Origin of the sequence: Allobosea thiooxidans (assembly GCF_900168195.1) — a bacterium.
Lineage (GTDB): Bacteria > Pseudomonadota > Alphaproteobacteria > Rhizobiales > Beijerinckiaceae > Allobosea > Allobosea thiooxidans.
Window position 1 is genome coordinate 100,116 of the sequence record NZ_FUYX01000011.1, and the last position, 18,155, is coordinate 118,270.

The window sequence follows — 18,155 nt, forward strand, 5'->3', positions numbered from 1 at the left end:
GGAGTGCGCCGCACAAGAATCCATAGATTCTTGCGTTTTTGTCTCTGTCCTGACGAAAGATGCGGTGGTAAGCACCTTCTGCGCAAGGAAGTGATCCGCGCAAAATACGTGCAGCCGGTGATCCCGGCCGAGGACCTGTTCGAAATGACCGATTTTCACCGCATCAAGCGCCTGCCGCCCTACGTTTTCGAACAAGTCAACAAGATCAAGGCCGCCGAGCGCGCCAAGGGGGTCGACATCATCGACCTCGGCATGGGCAACCCCGACCTGCCGGCGCCGAAGCACGTCATCGAGAAGCTGGTCGAGACCGCCGGCAAGCCGCGTACCGACCGCTACTCCGCCTCGAAGGGCATCGGCGGTTTGCGCCGCGCCCAGGCGAATTATTACGAGCGCCGCTTCGGCGTGAAGCTGAACCCCGAGACCCAGGTCGTCGCCACGCTGGGCTCGAAGGAGGGCTTCGCCAACATGGCGCAGGCGATCACCGGCCCCGGCGACGTCGTGCTGGTGCCGAATCCGAGCTATCCGATCCATGCGTTCGGCTTCCTCATGGCGGGGGGCGTGATTCGGTCCGTCCCGGCCGAGCCGACGCCGGCGATGTTCCCGGCGCTGGAGCGGGCGATGATGCATTCGGTGCCGAAGCCGATCGCCCTCGTCACCTGCTATCCGGCCAACCCCACGGCCTATGTCGCGACGCTCGATTTCTACCGCGACCTCGTCGCCTTCGCGAAGAAGCACGAGATCATCCTGCTGTCGGACCTCGCCTATGCCGAGGTCTATTTCGACGAGAACAACCCGCCGCCCTCGATGCTGCAGGTGCCGGGCGCGATCGACGTCGCGGTCGAGTTCACCTCGATGTCGAAGACGTTCTCCATGGCCGGCTGGCGCATGGGCTTCGCGGTCGGCAACGAGCGCCTGCTCGCCGCGCTGGCGCGGGTGAAGTCCTATCTCGACTACGGCGCCTACACGCCGATCCAGGTCGCGGCGGCTGCCGCGCTCAACGGCCCGGACGACTGCATCCGCGAGATGCGGGAGATCTATCGCAAGCGCCGTGACGCGCTGGTCGAGAGCTTCGGCAAGGCCGGCTGGGAATTCCCGGCGCCGGAGGCTTCGATGTTCGCCTGGGTCGCGATTCCCGAGAAGTTCCGCCATCTCGGCTCGCTCGAATTCTCGAAGCTCCTGATCGAGAAGGCGGAGGTCGCGGTCGCGCCGGGCATCGGTTTCGGCGAGCATGGCGACGACTATGTCCGTATCGCCATCGTCGAGAACGAGCAGCGCATCCGTCAGGCGGCGCGCAATATCGGCCGTTTCCTGAAGAGCGCCGACGCGACGCTGCACAACGTCATCCAGATGCCGAAGGCGGGGTAGGGCGCTCCGCACTGTTCAGAACAGGTCACCGTCATCCCGGACCGGCGCCGCTCGCGCGTGTCCGGGATGACGGCGTAGCGCTTCTTCTGGACACCGTGTCCCTCAGGCTCTGGACCGCGCCCGCAAAACATGGGAACCCGGAAAGCGCGGACGGATGGCTCCGCATCGCGTCCGAGGCCTGTTTCCATGTCCCGAAAAGGTCGCCTGCTTGGCGTCGCTTTCGCCGTCTTCGCCCTCGTCTGCCTCGTGGCGACCTACGACTATTCCAGGGGGCGCATCCCTGAGACCCGCTCGGCCCTGGTCGAGGAGGTCCTTGCGGTGACGAACGGGCGCGAATGCGCTCGCGATGCGACCGATATCGTCACCCGCTACATTCCCATCGGGACCGACCGGGCCGAGGCCGAGCGTCGGCTCACCGAAGTCAGCATCGATCCGCCCAAGCCCTGGTTCTGGACGCCCGCCGTCGAGAACAGCACGGTCTCCGAAGGCAATTCGATCGAAGCGCTGCACACCATCAAGGCGACGGCTTTCGGCAGCAATCTGCTGCGTGTCTATCTCGGCTTCGAGGATGGCAAGGTGAAGCGCGTCGCCGCCGAAGTCGTCTGCCATTTCGGCTGAGGCTGACGGCGCCAGGAGCTGAATCTCTAGCCAGCGGCGGCCCGCGCCACTGCCGGTCCGCGCACAGACGCTGCGGGGCCGCCGCAAAGTGGGTCATTCGAATGCGGTTTCGCCGCATCGGTTGCTGGGCTATCCTGCCTGCGGGGCGCTGCGACAGGTGCTGCCATGGAAGCGACGGACAAGGTTTTCGCCGGTCCCGTTCCGCAGATCTACGAGCGGCTGCTCGTACCGTTGATCTTTCGTCCCTATGCCGAGGATCTGGCCCCCCGCGTCATGGCCGGGCGGCCCTCGCGCATCCTCGAGCTGGCGGCCGGGACGGGGGCGCTGACGCGCGCGATGGCGGCGCGCCTCGACGGGGCGAGCATCGTCGCGACCGATCTCAACCAGCCGATGCTCGAGCTCGCTGCTGCCCAGCTGGCCGGCGACGACAGGGTTACGTGGCAGCAGGCGGACGCGCTTGATCTGCCCTTCGCGGACGAGAGTTTTGATGCCGCCGCCTGCCAGTTCGGCGTGATGTTCTTTCCTGACAAGCCGAAGAGCCATGCCGAGGTGCGGCGTGTCCTGCGGCCGGGCGGGCGCTATCTGTTCAACACCTGGGACGCCATCGCCCATAACGACTTCGCGGCGGTGCTGCTGGAGGCGCTGTTCGAGGCGTTCCCGGACGATCCTCCCCGCTTCATCGAGCGCACGCCGCATGGCTATCATGACATCGGGACGATCGAGCTCGATGTCATGGCCGGCGGCTTCGCGAGGCCGGCGATCGAACGTGTCGAGCGGGTTGCCCGCGCCGCTTCCGCGCTCGATGTCGCGACGGGATTCTGCCAGGGCACGCCGATCCGCGGCGAGATCGAGGCGCGTGGCGCGCCGGGGCTCATGGCGGTGACCGAGGCGGTGGCGAGGGCGCTGGAGCGTCGCTTCGGCTCCGGCCCGATCGAGGGAGCCATCGCTGCCTTCGTCGTCTCGGCCGAGCGCGACTAGTATCGGTGCCATTTCGCGGGCGTCGGAGCGTCGCTCTCCGTTGACTCGCGCCGCGCCCCATGCGACCCCGCGCGAATGACTAGCGCGCCTCTCTCGAACGCCTCCCAGCCCCTGCGCATCGGACTTGCCGGCCTCGGCACGGTCGGCGCCTCCGTGCTCAAGATCCTGCAACGGCAGGAGAATGCGCTGGCGGCGCGCTGCGGCCGGGCGATCCGGGTCGTCGCCGTCTCGGCCCGCGATCGCAAGCGCGACCGCGGCGTCGATCTTGGCGGCCTGACCTGGTTCGACGATCCGGTCGCGCTGGCGAAATCCGACGATGTCGATTGCGTGGTCGAGCTGATGGGCGGTTCGGACGGCCCGGCCAAGGCGGCGGTCGAGGCCGCGCTCTCGGCCGGCAAGCATGTCGTCACCGCCAACAAGGCCCTGCTCGCGGCGCACGGCGTCGCGCTGGCGGAGCTGGCCGAAAGCAAGGGCGTGGCGCTCGCCTTCGAGGCCTCCTCGGCCGGCGGCATCCCGATCGTGAAGGCCCTGCGCGAGGCGCTGGCCGGTAACAATGTCAGCCGCATCTCCGGCATCCTCAACGGCACCTGCAACTACATCCTGTCGCGGATGGAGGAAGAGGGGCTGACTTTCGAGGCCTGCCTGAAGGACGCGCAACGTCTGGGCTACGCCGAAGCGGACCCGACCTTCGACGTCGAGGGCTTCGACACCGCCCACAAGCTCGCCATCCTGACGAGCCTCGCCTTCGGTACGAGGATCGACGCCGAAGCGATTCATGTCGAAGGCATTTCGGCGATCACGCCGCTCGATCTGAAGATGGCCGACGATCTCGGCTACCGCATCAAGCTGCTTGGCGTCGCCGAGCGCACCAAGACCGGCATCGAGCAGCGCGTGCATCCCACCATGGTGCCGAAATCCTCCGCCATCGCGCAGGTGATGGGTGTCCTCAACGCCGTCAGCGTCGATGCCGACGCCGTGCGCGAGATCACGCTGGTCGGCCCCGGCGCCGGCGGCGACCCGACGGCCTCGGCCGTCGTCGCCGACATCGCCGATGTCGCGCGCGGCACCGCCGGCCTGCCCTTCGGCCTGCCGGTCGCGCGTCTGGAGGAGGCCAAGCGCGCGCCGATGCAGCGCCATGAGGGCGGCTACTATGTCCGTCTCGCAGTCGCAGACCGGCCGGGCGCCGCCGCCGCCATCGCGACCCGCATGGCCGAGGCGGATATCTCGCTCGAGAGCATCGTCCAGCGCCGTTCGCCGGAAGCGGCCCATCGCGACCCGGGCGGCCGCTCCGGCGCGCCTGTTCCTGTGGTATTGATCACCTATGCCACCAGCGAGACCGCGATCCGCGCCGCGCTGGAAAAAGTCACGGCCGACGGTCATGTCGCGGAACCGCCGCAAGTTATCCGCATAGAGCGGGAATAGGCCTCACGGTCGATTCCACCCGCCGCATTGCAAGGGGAAACCATTTCATGTCCGTCGATCTCCGTATCTCCCCCGATCAGATCATCGAACGCTATCTCTCGATGGAGCTCGTGCGCGTCACCGAGCGCGCCGCCGTCTCCGCCGCCCGCCTGCGCGGCCACGGCAACGAAAAGGCGGCCGACCAGGCCGCCGTCGACGCGATGCGCCGCGAGCTGAACCGCCTGCCGATCGATGGCGAGATCGTCATCGGCGAGGGCGAGCGCGACGAGGCGCCGATGCTCTTCATCGGCGAGAAGGTCGGCAACAAGCAGGGGCCGAAGGTTCATATCGCCGTCGACCCGCTCGAGGGCACCACGCTCTGCGCCAAGGACATGCCCGGCTCGATCGCCGTGATGGCGATGGCCGGCGCCGGCAGCCTGCTCTACGCACCCGACGTCTACATGGACAAGATTGCGATCGGCCCGGGCTATCCGCAGGGCGTGATCGATCTCGACGCCTCGCCGGCCGACAACATCAACGCGCTGGCCAAGGCCAAGGGCGTGAAGCCGCACGAGATCTCGACGCTGATCATGGACCGCCCGCGCCATGCCAAGCTGATCGAGGAGGTCCGCAAGACCGGCTGCTCGATCCGCCTGATCACCGATGGCGACGTCGCAGGCGTGATCTTCTGCACCCAGCCGGAGAAGACCGGCATCGACCTCTATCTCGGCATCGGCGGCGCCCCCGAGGGCGTGCTCGCCGCGGCGGCGCTGCGCTGCGTCGGCGGCCAGATGCAGGGCCGCCTCATCCTCGACACCGAGGAGAAGCGCGTGCGCGCGGCCGGCATGGGCGTCAAGGACCCGAACAAGAAATACGACATGTCGGAGATGGCTTCGGGCGACGTCATCGTCTGCGCCACCGGCGTCACCGATGGCGGGCTGCTCTCGGGCGTGAAGTTCGGCAAGGACGTGATCGAGACCGAGACGATCGTCTATCGTTCGGTCACCGGCACGGTGCGCCGCATCTATGGCGAGCACCGCGAGTTCTCGAAGTTCCAGCTCGACTGAGCTGCAACTGTCGTCATTCCGGGGCGGGCCGTAGGCTCGATCCCGGAGTCCCAGCCGTTGAGGCGTCATTCTCGGGCTTGACCCGAGAATCTCAGGCCGGAGGAGGCTCTGGAGCCTCCCCTGTCACGAGATGCTCGGGTCAAGCCCGAGCATGACGCTGGATGCTTCTGACATCCGGCTTCTACCCGACCGCCGCCGCCGCGCGCCCGGCCGCTCGCCCTGAAAAAAGACAACCGCCGAGGAAGGTGCCTTCGAGCGCCCGGTAGCCGTGCAGGCCACCGCCGCCGAAACCGGCCGCTTCGCCGGCCGCATAGAGCCCCGGCACCGGCTTCCCGGCGGCATCGAGCACCCGCGACGACAGGTCGGTCATCAGCCCGCCGAGCGATTTCCGCGTCAGGATGTTGAGCCTGACGGCGATCAGCGGGCCATGGGCGGGGTCGAGGATGCGGTGCGGCTTCGCCGTCCGGATCAGCCGGTCGCCGAGATAGGCGCGCGCGCCGCGTAGCGCCGTCACCTGCATATCCTTGCCGAAGGGGTTGGCGAGCGCCCGGTCGCGGGCCTCGATCTGCCCGCGCAGATGCGCCTCGTCGATCAGGGCGTCGCCGGCGAGCGCGTTCATGCGCGCCACGAGGCTGGCAAGATCGCTCTCGACGATGAAGTCCTCGCCCTTGTCCATGAAGGCCTGCACAGGACCGGGCACGCCGCCTCCGGCGCGTCCGAGCACCTGCCGCCAGCTCTTGCCCGTCAGGTCCGGGTTCTGCTCCGAGCCCGACAGGGCGAATTCCTTGGCGATGATGCTGCGGTTCAGCACGAACCAGGAATAGCCGTAGCCGGTCTCGATGATGTGCTCCAGCGTGGCAAGCGTGTCGAAGCCGGGGAAGAGAGGCTCGGGCAGGCGGTTGCCGCGTGCGTCGAACCAGAGCGAGGAGGGGCCGGGCAGGATGCGGATGCCGTGATGCGGCCAGAGCGGCGCCCAGTTGGCGATGCCCTCGACATAGTGCCACATCCGGTCGCCGTTGATCAGGCGCCCGCCGGCGGCCTGTGCGATGGCGAGCATCGCGCCGTCGACATGGTCGGGCACGCCGGAGAGCAGACGGGTAGGGGGGCGGCCCAGCCGCGACGGCCACTGCGCCCGGACCAGATCGTGATTGCCGCCGATGCCGCCGGAGGTGACGATCACCGCCTGCGCTTTCAGCGTGAAATGCCCGGCGACGGCGCGGCCGCTCTTCTCGCCGCGGGCGACATCGCTCGCTTCCAGCACCTCGCCCTCGACGCCCTCGACCGCGCCGCGGCTTTTCGTGATGGCGGTGACGCGATGGCGAAACCGGAACGACAGCAGCCCCCTGGCCTGTGCTTCCCTCGCCCGTCGCAGGAAGGGTTCCAGCACGCCCGGGCCGGTGCCCCATGTCACATGGAAGCGCGGCACCGAATTGCCATGGCCGGTGGCGAGATGGCCGCCGCGCTCGGCCCAGCCGACGATCGGGAACCAGCGCATGCCCATGCCGTGCAGCCAGGGCCGCTTCTCGCCGGCGGAGAAGTCGAGATAGGCCTCGGCCCAGCGCCGCGGCCATTCGTCTTCCGGCCGGTCGAAGCCGGCCGAGCCGAACCAGTCGTCCCGCGCCAATTCGCGGGAATCGCGGATGCGCAACCGCCGCTGCTCCGGGCTGTCGATGAAGAACAGGCCGCCGAGCGACCAGAAGGCCTGCCCGCCGAGCGATTGCTGCGGCTCCTGGTCGAGCAGCACGACCTTGCGGCCGGCATCCGCGATCTCGCAGGCTGCGACGAGGCCCGAGAGCCCCGCCCCCACGATCGCCACGTCGGTCTCATGCTGCATGATCCGCCCCGGATGCCGTCCTTGCCGGCGGCTTGACGGCAGTATGGCGATCTCCTCCCCACCGGCAAGGCATCGCCGCTGTTGACCTTCGCGGCCGCTTGCGCGACGCCGGACGGATCATGAGTCTGATGTTGCCCCGTGCTTTCCTCGGCGTTACCCGCTCGGTGCTCGGCCGCCCCTGGCGCGACCGGCTCGATATCGCCGGGCTCGGCCGTGCCGAGATGCTCAGCCAGCAGCAGGGCTTGCCCGACATCCTGGCGCGGCTGCTCGCGGCGCGCGGCGTCGAGCCGGCCGAGGCGATGCGCTTCCTCGAGCCGAAGCTGCGCGACCTGTTGCCGGACCCGGCCGTCCTCGCCGACATGCAGCCCGCCGCGGCGCGGCTGGCGCGGGCGGCGATGCAGGGCGAGCGCGTCGCCATCTTCGGCGACTACGACGTCGACGGCGCCTGCTCCTCCGCCTTGCTCGCGGGCTTCCTGTCCCAGGCCGGTGCGCGTCCGCGCATCCATATCCCGGACCGGCTGATCGAGGGCTATGGGCCGAACAGCGAAGCGATCCGCATGCTGGCCGGCGAGGGCGCGACCCTGCTCGTCACGGTCGATTGCGGCACGACCAGCGAGGAGCCGCTGGCGGAGGCGCGCCGGCTCGGCCTCGACGTCGTCGTGCTCGATCACCATCAGGCGCCCGAGCGCCTGCCGGAGGTCGAGGCGCTGGTCAATCCGAACCGGCAGGACGATCTTTCCGGCCTCGGCCATCTCTGCGCTGCCGGCGTGGTCTTCCTGGCCCTGGTCGCCACCAGCCGCGAACTGCGCCGGCAGGGCCATTGGGCGGCACGCGGCGGCGAGCCGGACCTGCTGCTGGCGCTCGATCTCGTCGCGCTGGCGACGGTGGCCGACGTCGTGCCGCTGCGGGGGCTCAACCGCGCCTTCGTGCGCCAGGGGCTGGCGATGATGCGCAGCCGGGCCCGGCCGGGCCTCGCCGCGCTGATGGACGTCTCCGGCCTCGATGGTCCGATCCAGCCCTGGCATCTCGGCTACCTGCTCGGCCCGCGCATCAATGCCGGCGGGCGCATCGGCGATGCCGCGCTCGGCGCCCGCCTGCTGCTGACCGATGACGAAGTCGAGGCGCGCGGCATCGCCGCCGAGCTCAACCGCCTCAACCAGGAGCGCCAGGAGATCGAGCGGCTCGCGGTGCTGGAGGCGGTGTCGCAGGCTGAGCACGAGCTTGCGGGCGCCTCGGAGATGCCGGTCCTGCTCGCGGGCAGTGCCGATTGGCATCCCGGCATCGTCGGGCTCGTCGCGGCGCGGCTGAAGGAGCGTTTCCGCCGCCCGGCCTTCGCGCTCGCGCTGAACGGGGAGGGCGGGGCGACCGGCTCGGGCCGCTCGGTCGCCGGGGTCGATCTCGGGCGCGCGGTCCGTGCCGCCGTCGAGGCCGGGCTCGCCGTCAAGGGCGGCGGCCACGCCATGGCGGCCGGCGTCACGCTGGCGCGCGGACAGGCCGCGCCTTTCCATGCCTTCCTCAGCGACTATCTGGTGCGGGAGGTCGATGCCGCCGACGAGGCTGCGGCCCTGCTGGTCGATGCGGCGCTCAGCGCCGGCGGCGCGAGCCCGCGCCTCATCGCTGAGATCGACAAGGCTGGGCCCTTCGGTTCGGGCAGCCCGGAGCCGGTCTTCGTCTTCCCCGCGCATCGCCTGACGGACGCCATCGAGATCGGCAGCGGCGGCCATGTCCGTATCAAGCTGCGCTCCGGCGACGGCGCCAGCATCGGCGGCATCGCCTTCCGCGCGGCCCAGGAGCCGCTGGGCCAGGCCCTCCTGTCGTCGCGCGGGGAGGCGGTGCATCTGGCGGCGACGCTGGCGCTCAACCGCTGGGGCGGCAACGAGACGGCGGAGCTGCGCATCCTTGATCTCGCCCGTCCGACCTGATCCGACGAGAGATCAGATTTCTTGTGAACGGGTGCTTGCGGAGCGGCAGGCCTGCCACTATACCTCGGCCCGCTTCGGCACGAACCCGCGCGGTTCGGGGCAAAGCGGTCTTCGTCTATCGGTTAGGACACCAGCCTTTCACGCTGGGAAGACGGGTTCGATTCCCGTAGACCGCGCCATCGCTCCTCCAAGTACTTGCAAAGCTAGAATTCTTGCTCTTTCATGAACTTAGAGACGGCGAAGCCGTCCATCAGAGTAACGGCGCAGGGCGCTCTCTGATGGGCATTGATCTGCGGCACGAGACGGCGGAAATGCTCCGTTGCGCAGTGCTGGTCCAAAGCGGCTCTATCCGGCCATGTTTCGATGAAAACGAAATGTCCGGGATCGCTCTGGTTCGTGAATAGCTCGTAGCTGATGCACAAGGGCTCTTGGCGCGTGGCTTGAACCAGTTCGCGATAGAGCGGCGCGACGATGTCGAGGGCCTCGGACTTGATGAAGTCCTGAGCGATGACTTGAGCACCCGATTTCCTTCCGCCTATGGCGCGACATGGGTCGTCGCTTGATCTCACCCTGTTTGCCACCTCGCACTGCCACCGCCCGTCAGCAGCGAAGAGGGCCGTTCTGAAGGCTCAGAAGGAAGCTGAGAAAGCGGCATAGGCCGGACACCAGGCGACTTCAGTACCCGTCGGAATGGCGGGCTTTTCCTTGTCGCAAACCCCGGCAGACTTCGGGGTTTCGCCAGCTCCATCCTAGCCGATCAATCATCGTCATCGTCGTCATCCCGCCAGCGACGACGATAGGAGCGGCGCCTCCATTCCCGCTCGCGCCTGTAACGTTCCCGCTCGCGTTCGTAACGATACCTCCGGTAGCGGTCCCTGCGGTCTTCCCACTCAGGGAGTTCGAATGGTCCGAAGAACTGCGCGTTTGCAGTGTCGACCACCACCGCAACGCTCGTAACGGCCCCGCCAATCAGGGCAGTGAGGAAACCTCGCCGGTTCATTGGTCGCTCCCTTCGGGTTCGCCACGATATCGGCCGGGTGTGGCCTGTCGAAGATGAACGGGTGATGAGTAGCGCGGTTCCGGGTTTCAGGGCGCAAAAGGCCGGTCACGAGCCATAACCCGTCCCTCGCGGTGAAAGGGCAGGAACCTTCCGATGCCCGTTTCTTGCCGTGCGCTGACACGCCGTTGATCGCTGCCCTCCCGATCCTCGGCCCTGTCGCTACGGCTGCGGCAGCTCTGCGGGGTGCTTCCCGCGCTTGTCCTGCCCATGAAGTGCGCCGCTGCCTCACCCTCAACATTACCCCTCACAAGCCCCCTAACGGTGAACGTGGCTGTCGCTGTGAGGCCCGAAGCGGCAAACCGCTCTAGCGCGGTATCTCCCAAGAACGCAGAACACCCTTCGCCACCCTCTTGTATATAGGTATGTTCATTATATGTTCTTCTCATTGCAGTGAGAGGATTTGATCATGTCAGCATTTCTTGGCGCCCCCGGTGCTCGAACGATCTACAATAGCAGTCGGACGCCGCTCCGTTTCTTGGGCACCGTTTTGGTTCTCTGCCTTGCAAGCATGGCGAGTTTGCAGCTGTGGAGCTTTTTGCTCTCCGTTGCTTTTTTTGCCGCGATAGAGGCCGGTCTCCTGGCGGCGAGAAAGCCCGTCAAATACCCGTTCGTGGCAAGTTGCCTCTTAACTGCGCCGTTTCTGCCCGTGATCTGGTTCGCGTGACGAAGATCCCCGGAGAGCTTTCATCCTCCGGGGCTCCAGACATGAAGTCACTTCACTCTTCGTCGCCGCCACCCCCTAGGCCGCCTCGCCAGCGGCCATTGGTACCATCGCCCTGTCAGCCTTGATCTTGTCGTTCAGGATCGCCTCACGGACCTCCGGGTACTCCTCGCCAACCTGCTGTTCTGCCGCCTGCCGGTAAGACCGGTTTACGGTCGCAATCAGGCGCGGCAGGATGTCGTTGCGTTCGGCATCGGCGAGCACTCCGCGGCGGAGCTGAATCTCGCGCAAGTCGCGGCAATGTCTGGATCACGGAGCCATTAGGGATGGACTGGCGAGTCTGGCACGATAAGTACGACAGCGCTGGCTCAAGGATGGCGGAGCGCCTGCGGACCGTTCAGGGGCAGATTGTGACCGCCCTGGACAGCTGCCCACCCGGTCCGCTCCGGGTTATCAGCCTGTGCGCTGGGCAAGGACGCGACTTGCTGGAGGTGCTGGCGGACCATCCGCGTCGCAATGACGTCCGGGCACGGCTTGTTGAGCTGGATGAGCGAAACACAGGGTCCGCCAAACAAGTGGCCCGTGCCAGCGGGCTCCATCAGGTGGAGGTCGTGACTGCTGACGCCTCGCTTGGCGATCAGTACCGGGACATGACGCCAGCGCTTCTGGTGCTGATTTGTGGAGTGTTCGGCAACATCAGTGATGAGGATATCAAGCGCACTATCGACGCCTGCCCCCAGCTATGCGCGACTGGCGGAAGCGTTATCTGGACTCGCAATCGCCGAAAGCCGGACCGTGTGCCGATGATCTGCCGGTGGTTCGCGGCGCTCGGCTTCGATCTGCAATGGCTATCTGACTCCGAGACGGAGCTGGCCGTTGGAGTGCATCGCTTCATGGGAGAGGCTCAGCCCCTCGTCATGGGCCTGCGCATGTTCACGTTCGTCGGATACGACAAGCTCGGTCGTTGAGTGTAGAGGCAGCCCGAGAAACTGCGACCGAAGGATTGGGCGAGTGTCTGCTCCCGCCCCGTAGCTGCCGTTTGCCGTCCGGACCATATTCGTGAGTGGAGGTAGGCACCATGCACCCGGCACCCGGTTGGGTAAGGACGTGACGCCTTTTCGCAGGCCGCGCCGGCAAGGTATAATGGGCCCTGCAGCCCTTGTCGCAGGGCCGCACGATGTCTCCCAGCGGGGAGGACGCCATGGGACGCAAGTTCATAGATTGCCGCGCATTCCCGAGCGAGATGAATTGCTCGGTCGCGATCAGTGCCGACACCGAAAGCGAGCTGCTGGAGGCGGCCGTGCAGCATGCGGTCGCCGTGCACGGGCATCAGGATACGCCCGCGCTCAGGGATCAGATCAAGGGCATCATCAAGGACGGCATGCCCTCCGAGGAAGCGCCGAGCCGCGCCGCCTGACGGCGGCGAGCGCTGCCGCCTCGTGACATTCCTGCGCCCCTGTCGGGTTGCTGGGGCGTGAGGCCGTCAGCCTTGCGCCGCTCAGGCTGCGACGTCGCTCCGGGTAGAGCCGTGCTGCCGGGTCCAGGCGGCATACCAGCTGTCGAACAGCTTGAGCTGCGCCTCGGCATAGCCGCGCTGGCTCTCGGTCAGCATGTCGGTCTCGTTGAAGTGCAGGGCGTATTCATGAGCGCCCTTCAGCACCATCAGATGCTTGAAATAGAGGACGAGGTCGGGGCCTTCGTCGAAGGAGGAGAGGATGGCGAGCGCCTCCTCGAGTTCTTGCGCGCGCCGGCGCGCCTCGGGATCGCCCTTGGCCGCGGCTTCCGACAGCCGGCACAGATGGAGCACTTCCTTCGGCAGCACATTGCCGATGCCGGTGATCGCGCCGGTCGCGCCGCAATTCACATAGCCGTGGAAGACGGCGGTATCGACGCCGATCATCAGCGAGACGTCGTCGTCGCGGCTGGTGATGTTCTCGGCCGCGTAGCGCATGTCGGCCGGCCCGCCGAACTCCTTGAAGCCGACCAGGTTGGGGTGCTCCGCGCGCAGCGCGAAGAACAGGTCGGCCCGCGTCGCGAAGCCGTAATAGGGGCTGTTGTAGATCACGGCCGGCAGGTCGGGAGCGGCGGACAGGATCGCCTTGAAATGCGCCTTCTGGGCGAGGATGACCGAGCCGCGCGACAGCACGCGCGGGATCACCATCAGCCCCTTGGCCCCGACCTTCTGCGCATGGGCCGCAAGCGCGACGGCCGACGCCGTGTTGACCGCCCCGGTGCCGACGATGACCGGGATGCCGGCCTGCGCCAGCCGCTCGACGCCTTCCATGCGCTGGGCGTCGGTGAGCAGCGGCCAGTCCCCCATCGAGCCGCAATAGACCACCGCCGACATGCCGGCTGCGATCAGCTCCTTGGCCTTGCGGACCAGCGCGTCGAAATCCGGGGTTCGATCCGCCTTGCAGGGCGTCATCAGCGCGGGGATCACGCCGGAGAAAATCTTGGCCTTCATCACGCTCTCCCTGCTTGCTCGGCGGGCGGGCGCGCGGCATCGCGAGCCTCTCGCAGCCCCCTTATGCCATGTTGCATATTATTTGTCGACAAGAGAAGTGGCGCAATCGGGAGGGCTTGCGCGGCCTACAGGGCGATCTCCAGCCGTTCGTCGCCGATGGTCAACGTCTGGATCTGCCGGACGATCTGCTCGGCATGGGCGCGCCCCAGACGCTCGGCTTCCGCCGTATCCCGTGCCGCGATCGCGGCGATCATCGCCTCGTGCTCGTCGACGAATTGCTGCGGCAGCCGGTCTTCATAGGATTGATAGTAGAGCCGCAGGAAGCGGCGGCCTTCGTCGAGCAGGCGGCTGAACAGGCTGTTGAAATAGGGGTTGCGGCCGGCTTCCGCGATGGCGGCATGGAAGGCGGCATTGGTCGCGATCATGGCGAGCGCGTCCTGCGCCCTGACCGCGGCGGCGAAGGCGGCCTGCCGGTCGCGGATCGCGTCCAGGTCCTCGGGGCGGCGGTGCTGCGCGGCGAGCTGCGCGGTGACCCGATACATCAGCACGAGCGCGTCGAAGAACGCGGCCATGTTGAGGAAATCGAGGTTCGACACCATGGTCGAGCGGTTGGGCAGCGTAACGATCAGCCCTTCGCCTGCGAGCCGCACCAGCGCCTCACGGATGGGCGTGCGCGACATGCTGAAGCGCTCGGCGAGCTGCACCTCGTCGATCGGGCTGCCCGGCGGCAGTACCAGATCGAGGATCTCGTCCCGCAGCAGGTCGTAGACGACCCTGACGCCCGAGCCGCGTCGACGCTCGGGCGCCGCACTGCTGACCTTCTTCGCCGGTTCCATCCGCTCACCTCTTGTCGACAAGAGGGATAGTGAAGCCTGGCGGTGCGGGCAATCCTGCGCGCCGGCCCGGAGATTCCCTCAGATCAGCGCCAGCATATGCAGCCCGACGAAGCAGCCGGCGCCGCTGGCGATCAGCAGCAGCGGATTGACCGGCGTCAGCATGAGCAGCGCTGTCGAGACGAGCGCGGTGCCGCGCGCGAGCCAGCCTCCGTCGAGCGACTGGATCAGGACATAGCTGGCGGCCAGGATCATGCCGGCGGCGACGGGGCGCAGGCCCTTTTCCAGGGCGCGCAGCAGCCGGGCGCCCTCATAGCGCGACCAGATATGGGCGACGCCGTAGATCAGGAAGGCGGTGGGCCCGAAGATGCCGACAGTCGCCGCCAGCGCCCCCCAGAACCCGGCGATCTGCCAGCCGATCAGCGTCGCCAGGAGCGAGCCCGGCCCGGGCGCCAGCCGCGCGATCGCGAAAGCATCGACGAATTGCGCGGCACTCAGCCAGTGATGCACGTCGACGATCTGGCGGTGCATGTCGGCAATGGCGCTCTGCCCGCCGCCGATCGTCACCAGCGAGAGGGGCAGGAAGACCGCGAGGATGCTGAGCGGCAGGTTGGGCATTGTCCGGCGCTCAGCCTCGATAATAGGTCACGGCGACGCTGAGCGAGCCGGCGCCGAGCACGGTCCAGAGCAGCGGCCATTTCAGGATCGCAACGGCGAAGAAGGTCGCGGCCATGATCGCGAGCGGGAAGACCCGGCGCGGCACGCGCCGTGCCGCGGTCAGCCCCATCGCCAGGGACAGCCCGATCGCGGCCGAGGCCGCGCCGCCAAGTGCGACATGGGTGACGGCGTAGTTGCCGAGCCAGGCGAAGGCGGTGCCGAGCAGCACGATGACGATGGCGGCCGGCACGACGATGCCGAGCCAGCAGGCGATCGCCCCGCCGCGTCCGCCGAGCTTGTAGCCGATCCAGATCGCCATGTTGGTGACGTTGACGCCGGGCAGCGCCTGCGCGATCGAAAGCCCGTTGAGGAAATCCTCCTCGCTCATCAGCCGGCGTCGCTGCACGAATTCCCGCAGCATCCAGCCGCTCAGGCCGCCGCCGAAGCTGGTCAGCCCGATCCGCGCGAAGATCAGGAAAAGTTGCAGCGCGCTCGGGCGCTCGGCCAAGGCATCCGGCATGTGATTCCAAGCCAACCGCAGCTGATGTCGCCAGAAAGCAGGCTTTTCTCCGGCTTGCCAGCGCCGGAACGCATGCGCGCCATGACGCGGGGCGGGAAGGGCCTGGGCGGCGCGGGTCAGGCCCGGCGCAGGGTCCGCTTGACGGCGCGCTTCAGCCGGTCTCCCGCCTTGCGCACGAGCTCGCGGTTGCGCTGTTCGCTGTCGGGCACCGGCTCGGGAATCGGCAGTGGCCAGGCATCGGCATCCCTGGCCGGCGTACCGTTCTGCGCCTGCGGGCTGCGGCCGAGCGGCAGGGATTCCGGATCGAGATTCGGTACGGCAAGTTCCGTCAGCGACGGATCGACGAAAGCCTTGATCGGCAGGTGGTCCGATGCGACGCGCGCCAGCGGCGTGTCGTGGACGGCCACATCGGAGAGGATCTCCGGCCGGTCGGCGATGATCCTGTCCAGCGCCAGCAGGGGCAGCCCCGAGGGAAAGCTCGGCACCGGCATGGGCAGCGCGCCGAAGGCGGGTCCGAGCTCCCTGAGCGCGGAGCGGTCGCCGAGCCGCCATTCGTTGAGATCCCCGAGCAGCAGCGTGGCGCGCTCGTCGCGGCTCCTCATGATCTCGATCAGCATGCGCGCCTGCTGGGAGCGCGAGCGCCGCAGCAGGCCGAGATGCGCCGCCACGATCCGCAGCTCGGCGCCGCTTTCGAGGTCGATGTCGACCACGAGCGCCCCGCGCGGCTCCAGCCCCGGCAGCGAGACCTGGTGGACGTCGCGCACCAGCCCCTGGCGGATCAGCACCACATTGCCGTGCCAGCCATGCGCGGCGGCGTTGGCGCTCTCGACCGGGACCGGCACGAGCCCGGTCTCGTCCTTCAGCCGCGCGAGGTCGAGCAGGCCATGGCGCGCACCGAAGCGCTTGTCGGCCTCCTGCAGCGCGATGATGTCCGGAGCGATCTCGCGGATGACCTGGGCGATGCGGGTGGGGTCGAAGCGGCCGTCGACGCCGACGCATTTATGGACGTTGTACGAGGCGACCAGCGTTCCGCTGCGCTGCTCTCCGGCTGCTGGACGTGCCGGATGGCCGGGCCGATTCTTCCGCTGGCGCAGGGAGGCGATGATGCTGGCAGGCAGGCTCTGGCTCTTCTTCTGCATCGCTCGGCCGGCTTGTGCTCCGCACCCGTTCGGATGCACGGGTCGACGGCATGGGCATCATGGCGCCAGGAATGTGACGGCCATGGTTCAGAGATAGGGTGAACCGAGCCAGATCAGCCTGTCCATTAGACGCATGACATAGGGCCGGGCGCGCAGGCCGGCAAGCGTGACGGGCGTCGCCGTCGCCATCACCGCCTCGATCCGGCGCTCGATCTCGCTGGCGAAGCCATGGTCGAGCACCTCGATATCGATCTCGAAATTGAGCCGGAGCGAGCGCGGATCGAGATTGGACGAGCCGACATAGGCCCAGCAGCCGTCGATGACGAAGAGCTTGGAATGGTCGAACGGCCCGGTCGAGCGCCAGATTCGGCAATAATCCTTGAGCATCTGGTCGAATTGCGCGGTCATGGCCCGGTCGACCAGCACGAGATTGTTGACCGACGGTACGACGATGTCGATGTCCACGCCGCGCCGCGCGGCGGTCACCAGCGCGCTGATCAGCTCCTGGTCCGGCAGGAAATAGGGCGACATGATCCTGACCGAACGGCGCGCCACCGAGAGGGCGCCGATCAGCAGCTTGTGATTGGTCTCGAGATAGGCGTCGGGCCCGGAGGGCACCGCCCGCATCAGAACCGGCATCCGGTGCGTGGCCGGCGGCGTGATCGCCCAGGCCGGTCCGCCCAGGGCCTCTCCGGTGGCGAAGCGCCAATCCTCCGCCGCGACGGCGAAGAGATCGGCGACGACAGGTCCGGTCAGGCGGAAATGCGTGTCATGCGCATAGGCTTCGCCGGCGAATTCGCGGGTGAAGCCCTGGCGGATGTTCATGCCGCCCATGAAGGCGATCGTCCCGTCGACGACGATGATCTTCCGGTGTGTCCGCAGATTGGCATAGGGCAGCCTGAGCCCCACGATGATGTTGCCGTTGAACACGTCGACCGCGACGCCACCCTCGCGCAGATGGCCGGCGATGCTGGGCACCGAATAGCGGGCGCCGACCGCGTCGATGAGCACCCGCACCGCGACACCGCGCCGATGCGCGGCGACCAGCGCATCGGCGATGCGCAGGCCGATCGGGTCGCGGTCGAAGATGTAGCTTTCGAGGATGATGCTGCGCTCGGCTGCTGCGATGGCGGCGAGCATGGCAGCGTAGGCCTCGTCGCCGGTGTGCAGGGTCTCGATGCTGTTGCCGGTGGTCAGCGGGTGGCGGGCGACGCGGTCGCCCAGCGTCTTGAGAGCGAGGAAGCGCTGGCCAAAATGTTCCGCAACCTCCTTGCCGTCGGCATGGAACCCGGTTGTGCCGGCGCCGTGGCCGGGGCGCTGGGCCCGGATGGCGGCGCGCCGGATCAGGTTCACGCCGGCGATGGCGTAGATGAGCGGCCCGACGATCGGCGAGAGGATGATGACGCCGGCCCAGCCGATGGCGCCGCGCACCTCGTCCTTGGTCATCACCGCATGCGCAGCAGCCACCGCCGCCATGACGAGCGAGATCACGGCGAGGATATGCGGCCAATAGGCTGAGAGAATCCCCCACATGACCATGAGGTTAGTCGTTGGGCGCGGCGGCCGCCATGCCTGAGCGCCTCCGATCAAGGTTCAGGCATGGCGCCCGGATCGGCGCCGCTGAGGCGGCTTGTCC

General features: G+C 67.6%; 17 protein-coding genes, 1 tRNA gene and 1 pseudogene. 10 read left to right on the top strand and 9 right to left on the bottom strand.

Features of this window, described 5'->3' with window-relative positions:
* The first annotated feature begins 144 nt into the window (after window positions 1-144).
* The 5 genes from B5Y19_RS18730 (at window position 145) to glpX (ending at window position 5,429) form a co-directional block, all read left to right on the top strand.
* Window positions 145-1,365 (top strand): LL-diaminopimelate aminotransferase, encoded by a 1,221-nt coding sequence (locus B5Y19_RS18730; protein WP_055726486.1) that lies wholly within the window; start codon window positions 145-147, stop codon window positions 1,363-1,365.
* 186 nt (window positions 1,366-1,551) lie between these two features.
* A complete protein-coding gene (locus tag B5Y19_RS18735) occupies window positions 1,552-1,983 on the top strand; it encodes a hypothetical protein (protein WP_055726343.1) in 432 nt (143 codons plus the stop codon).
* 165 nt (window positions 1,984-2,148) lie between these two features.
* Window positions 2,149-2,961 (top strand): class I SAM-dependent methyltransferase, encoded by an 813-nt coding sequence (locus B5Y19_RS18740; RefSeq protein WP_055726344.1) that lies wholly within the window; start codon window positions 2,149-2,151, stop codon window positions 2,959-2,961.
* 75 nt (window positions 2,962-3,036) lie between these two features.
* Complete coding sequence (locus B5Y19_RS18745; RefSeq protein ID WP_055726345.1) at window positions 3,037-4,383, top strand: homoserine dehydrogenase; 1,347 nt, start codon at window positions 3,037-3,039, stop codon at window positions 4,381-4,383.
* Between the two features lie 47 nt (window positions 4,384-4,430).
* The gene (gene glpX, locus B5Y19_RS18750; protein WP_055726346.1) at window positions 4,431-5,429 is read left to right on the top strand and encodes a class II fructose-bisphosphatase; all 999 of its coding nucleotides are present in this window, start codon (window positions 4,431-4,433) and stop codon (window positions 5,427-5,429) included.
* A gap of 181 nt (window positions 5,430-5,610) precedes the next feature.
* Here the strand turns inward: glpX and B5Y19_RS18755 are convergent, their stop codons facing one another.
* Window positions 5,611-7,263, bottom strand: a complete 1,653-nt coding sequence (locus B5Y19_RS18755; RefSeq protein WP_055726347.1) for an FAD-binding dehydrogenase — start codon at window positions 7,261-7,263, stop codon at window positions 5,611-5,613.
* Window positions 7,264-7,382: 119 nt separating this feature from the next.
* Between B5Y19_RS18755 and recJ the strand changes: the two genes are divergently transcribed.
* Both recJ and B5Y19_RS18765 read left to right on the top strand, forming a co-directional pair.
* On the top strand, window positions 7,383-9,185 hold the full coding sequence (gene recJ / locus B5Y19_RS18760; RefSeq protein ID WP_139384460.1) for a single-stranded-DNA-specific exonuclease RecJ: 1,803 nt from the start codon (window positions 7,383-7,385) through the stop codon (window positions 9,183-9,185).
* 104 nt (window positions 9,186-9,289) lie between these two features.
* Window positions 9,290-9,364: transfer RNA gene (locus B5Y19_RS18765), tRNA-Glu, on the top strand.
* A gap of 24 nt (window positions 9,365-9,388) precedes the next feature.
* Here the strand turns inward: B5Y19_RS18765 and B5Y19_RS18770 are convergent.
* Window positions 9,389-9,766, bottom strand: a complete 378-nt coding sequence (locus B5Y19_RS18770; RefSeq protein ID WP_244555639.1) for a putative quinol monooxygenase — start codon at window positions 9,764-9,766, stop codon at window positions 9,389-9,391.
* Window positions 9,767-10,651: 885 nt separating this feature from the next.
* Here B5Y19_RS18770 and B5Y19_RS18780 point away from each other — a divergent pair.
* Window positions 10,652-10,909 (top strand): hypothetical protein, encoded by a 258-nt coding sequence (locus B5Y19_RS18780; RefSeq protein WP_055726453.1) that lies wholly within the window; start codon window positions 10,652-10,654, stop codon window positions 10,907-10,909.
* Between the two features lie 75 nt (window positions 10,910-10,984).
* Here B5Y19_RS18780 and B5Y19_RS18785 read toward each other — a convergent pair whose 3' ends face one another.
* Window positions 10,985-11,197 carry a hypothetical protein gene (locus B5Y19_RS18785; protein ID WP_079591916.1) on the bottom strand — a complete coding sequence of 71 codons (213 nt, stop codon included), beginning with the start codon at window positions 11,195-11,197 and terminating at the stop codon, window positions 10,985-10,987.
* A 35-nt stretch (window positions 11,198-11,232) separates the two neighbouring features.
* On the opposite strand from B5Y19_RS18785, the gene B5Y19_RS18790 reads away from it, so the two are divergent.
* Both B5Y19_RS18790 and B5Y19_RS18795 read left to right on the top strand, forming a co-directional pair.
* A complete protein-coding gene (locus B5Y19_RS18790; RefSeq protein ID WP_055726455.1) occupies window positions 11,233-11,874 on the top strand; it encodes a class I SAM-dependent methyltransferase in 642 nt (213 codons plus the stop codon).
* 233 nt (window positions 11,875-12,107) lie between these two features.
* Window positions 12,108-12,323 (top strand): DUF1059 domain-containing protein, encoded by a 216-nt coding sequence (locus tag B5Y19_RS18795; protein ID WP_055726456.1) that lies wholly within the window; start codon window positions 12,108-12,110, stop codon window positions 12,321-12,323.
* An 81-nt stretch (window positions 12,324-12,404) separates the two neighbouring features.
* Here B5Y19_RS18795 and B5Y19_RS18800 read toward each other — a convergent pair whose 3' ends face one another.
* The 6 genes and pseudogenes from B5Y19_RS18800 to B5Y19_RS18825 form a co-directional block, all read right to left on the bottom strand.
* Window positions 12,405-13,370 (bottom strand): dihydrodipicolinate synthase family protein, encoded by a 966-nt coding sequence (locus B5Y19_RS18800; RefSeq protein ID WP_055726457.1) that lies wholly within the window; start codon window positions 13,368-13,370, stop codon window positions 12,405-12,407.
* Between the two features lie 125 nt (window positions 13,371-13,495).
* Window positions 13,496-14,206: a GntR family transcriptional regulator gene (locus tag B5Y19_RS18805; protein ID WP_055726458.1), complete on the bottom strand. Its 711-nt coding sequence runs from the start codon at window positions 14,204-14,206 to the stop codon at window positions 13,496-13,498.
* 78 nt (window positions 14,207-14,284) lie between these two features.
* Window positions 14,285-14,821: a chromate transporter gene (locus B5Y19_RS18810; RefSeq protein WP_055726459.1), complete on the bottom strand. Its 537-nt coding sequence runs from the start codon at window positions 14,819-14,821 to the stop codon at window positions 14,285-14,287.
* Between the two features lie 10 nt (window positions 14,822-14,831).
* Window positions 14,832-15,380 (bottom strand): chromate transporter, encoded by a 549-nt coding sequence (locus tag B5Y19_RS18815; RefSeq protein WP_079591917.1) that lies wholly within the window; start codon window positions 15,378-15,380, stop codon window positions 14,832-14,834.
* A gap of 338 nt (window positions 15,381-15,718) precedes the next feature.
* A pseudogene (locus B5Y19_RS18820) lies at window positions 15,719-16,519 on the bottom strand (endonuclease/exonuclease/phosphatase family protein); the annotation flags it as partial.
* 87 nt (window positions 16,520-16,606) lie between these two features.
* Window positions 16,607-18,052, bottom strand: coding sequence for a phospholipase D-like domain-containing protein (locus tag B5Y19_RS18825; RefSeq protein ID WP_055726494.1), 1,446 nt, complete (start codon window positions 18,050-18,052; stop codon window positions 16,607-16,609).
* Window positions 18,053-18,155 lie beyond the last annotated feature (103 nt).

Excerpts from the sequence above, each read along its gene's own strand:
- B5Y19_RS18730 (WP_055726486.1), top strand. The coding sequence starts at position 145 with ATGACCGATTTTCACCGCATCAAGCGCCTGCCGCCCTACGTTTTCGAA.
- B5Y19_RS18735 (WP_055726343.1), top strand. The coding sequence starts at position 1,552 with ATGTCCCGAAAAGGTCGCCTGCTTGGCGTCGCTTTCGCCGTCTTCGCC.
- B5Y19_RS18740 (WP_055726344.1), top strand. The coding sequence starts at position 2,149 with ATGGAAGCGACGGACAAGGTTTTCGCCGGTCCCGTTCCGCAGATCTAC.
- B5Y19_RS18745 (WP_055726345.1), top strand. The coding sequence starts at position 3,037 with ATGACTAGCGCGCCTCTCTCGAACGCCTCCCAGCCCCTGCGCATCGGA.
- glpX (WP_055726346.1), top strand. The coding sequence starts at position 4,431 with ATGTCCGTCGATCTCCGTATCTCCCCCGATCAGATCATCGAACGCTAT.
- B5Y19_RS18755 (WP_055726347.1), bottom strand. The coding sequence starts at position 7,263 with ATGCAGCATGAGACCGACGTGGCGATCGTGGGGGCGGGGCTCTCGGGC.
- recJ (WP_139384460.1), top strand. The coding sequence starts at position 7,383 with ATGAGTCTGATGTTGCCCCGTGCTTTCCTCGGCGTTACCCGCTCGGTG.
- B5Y19_RS18780 (WP_055726453.1), top strand. The coding sequence starts at position 10,652 with ATGTCAGCATTTCTTGGCGCCCCCGGTGCTCGAACGATCTACAATAGC.
- B5Y19_RS18790 (WP_055726455.1), top strand. The coding sequence starts at position 11,233 with ATGGACTGGCGAGTCTGGCACGATAAGTACGACAGCGCTGGCTCAAGG.
- B5Y19_RS18795 (WP_055726456.1), top strand. The coding sequence starts at position 12,108 with ATGGGACGCAAGTTCATAGATTGCCGCGCATTCCCGAGCGAGATGAAT.
- B5Y19_RS18800 (WP_055726457.1), bottom strand. The coding sequence starts at position 13,370 with ATGAAGGCCAAGATTTTCTCCGGCGTGATCCCCGCGCTGATGACGCCC.
- B5Y19_RS18805 (WP_055726458.1), bottom strand. The coding sequence starts at position 14,206 with ATGGAACCGGCGAAGAAGGTCAGCAGTGCGGCGCCCGAGCGTCGACGC.
- B5Y19_RS18810 (WP_055726459.1), bottom strand. The coding sequence starts at position 14,821 with ATGCCCAACCTGCCGCTCAGCATCCTCGCGGTCTTCCTGCCCCTCTCG.
- B5Y19_RS18815 (WP_079591917.1), bottom strand. The coding sequence starts at position 15,380 with ATGCCGGATGCCTTGGCCGAGCGCCCGAGCGCGCTGCAACTTTTCCTG.
- B5Y19_RS18825 (WP_055726494.1), bottom strand. The coding sequence starts at position 18,052 with ATGTGGGGGATTCTCTCAGCCTATTGGCCGCATATCCTCGCCGTGATC.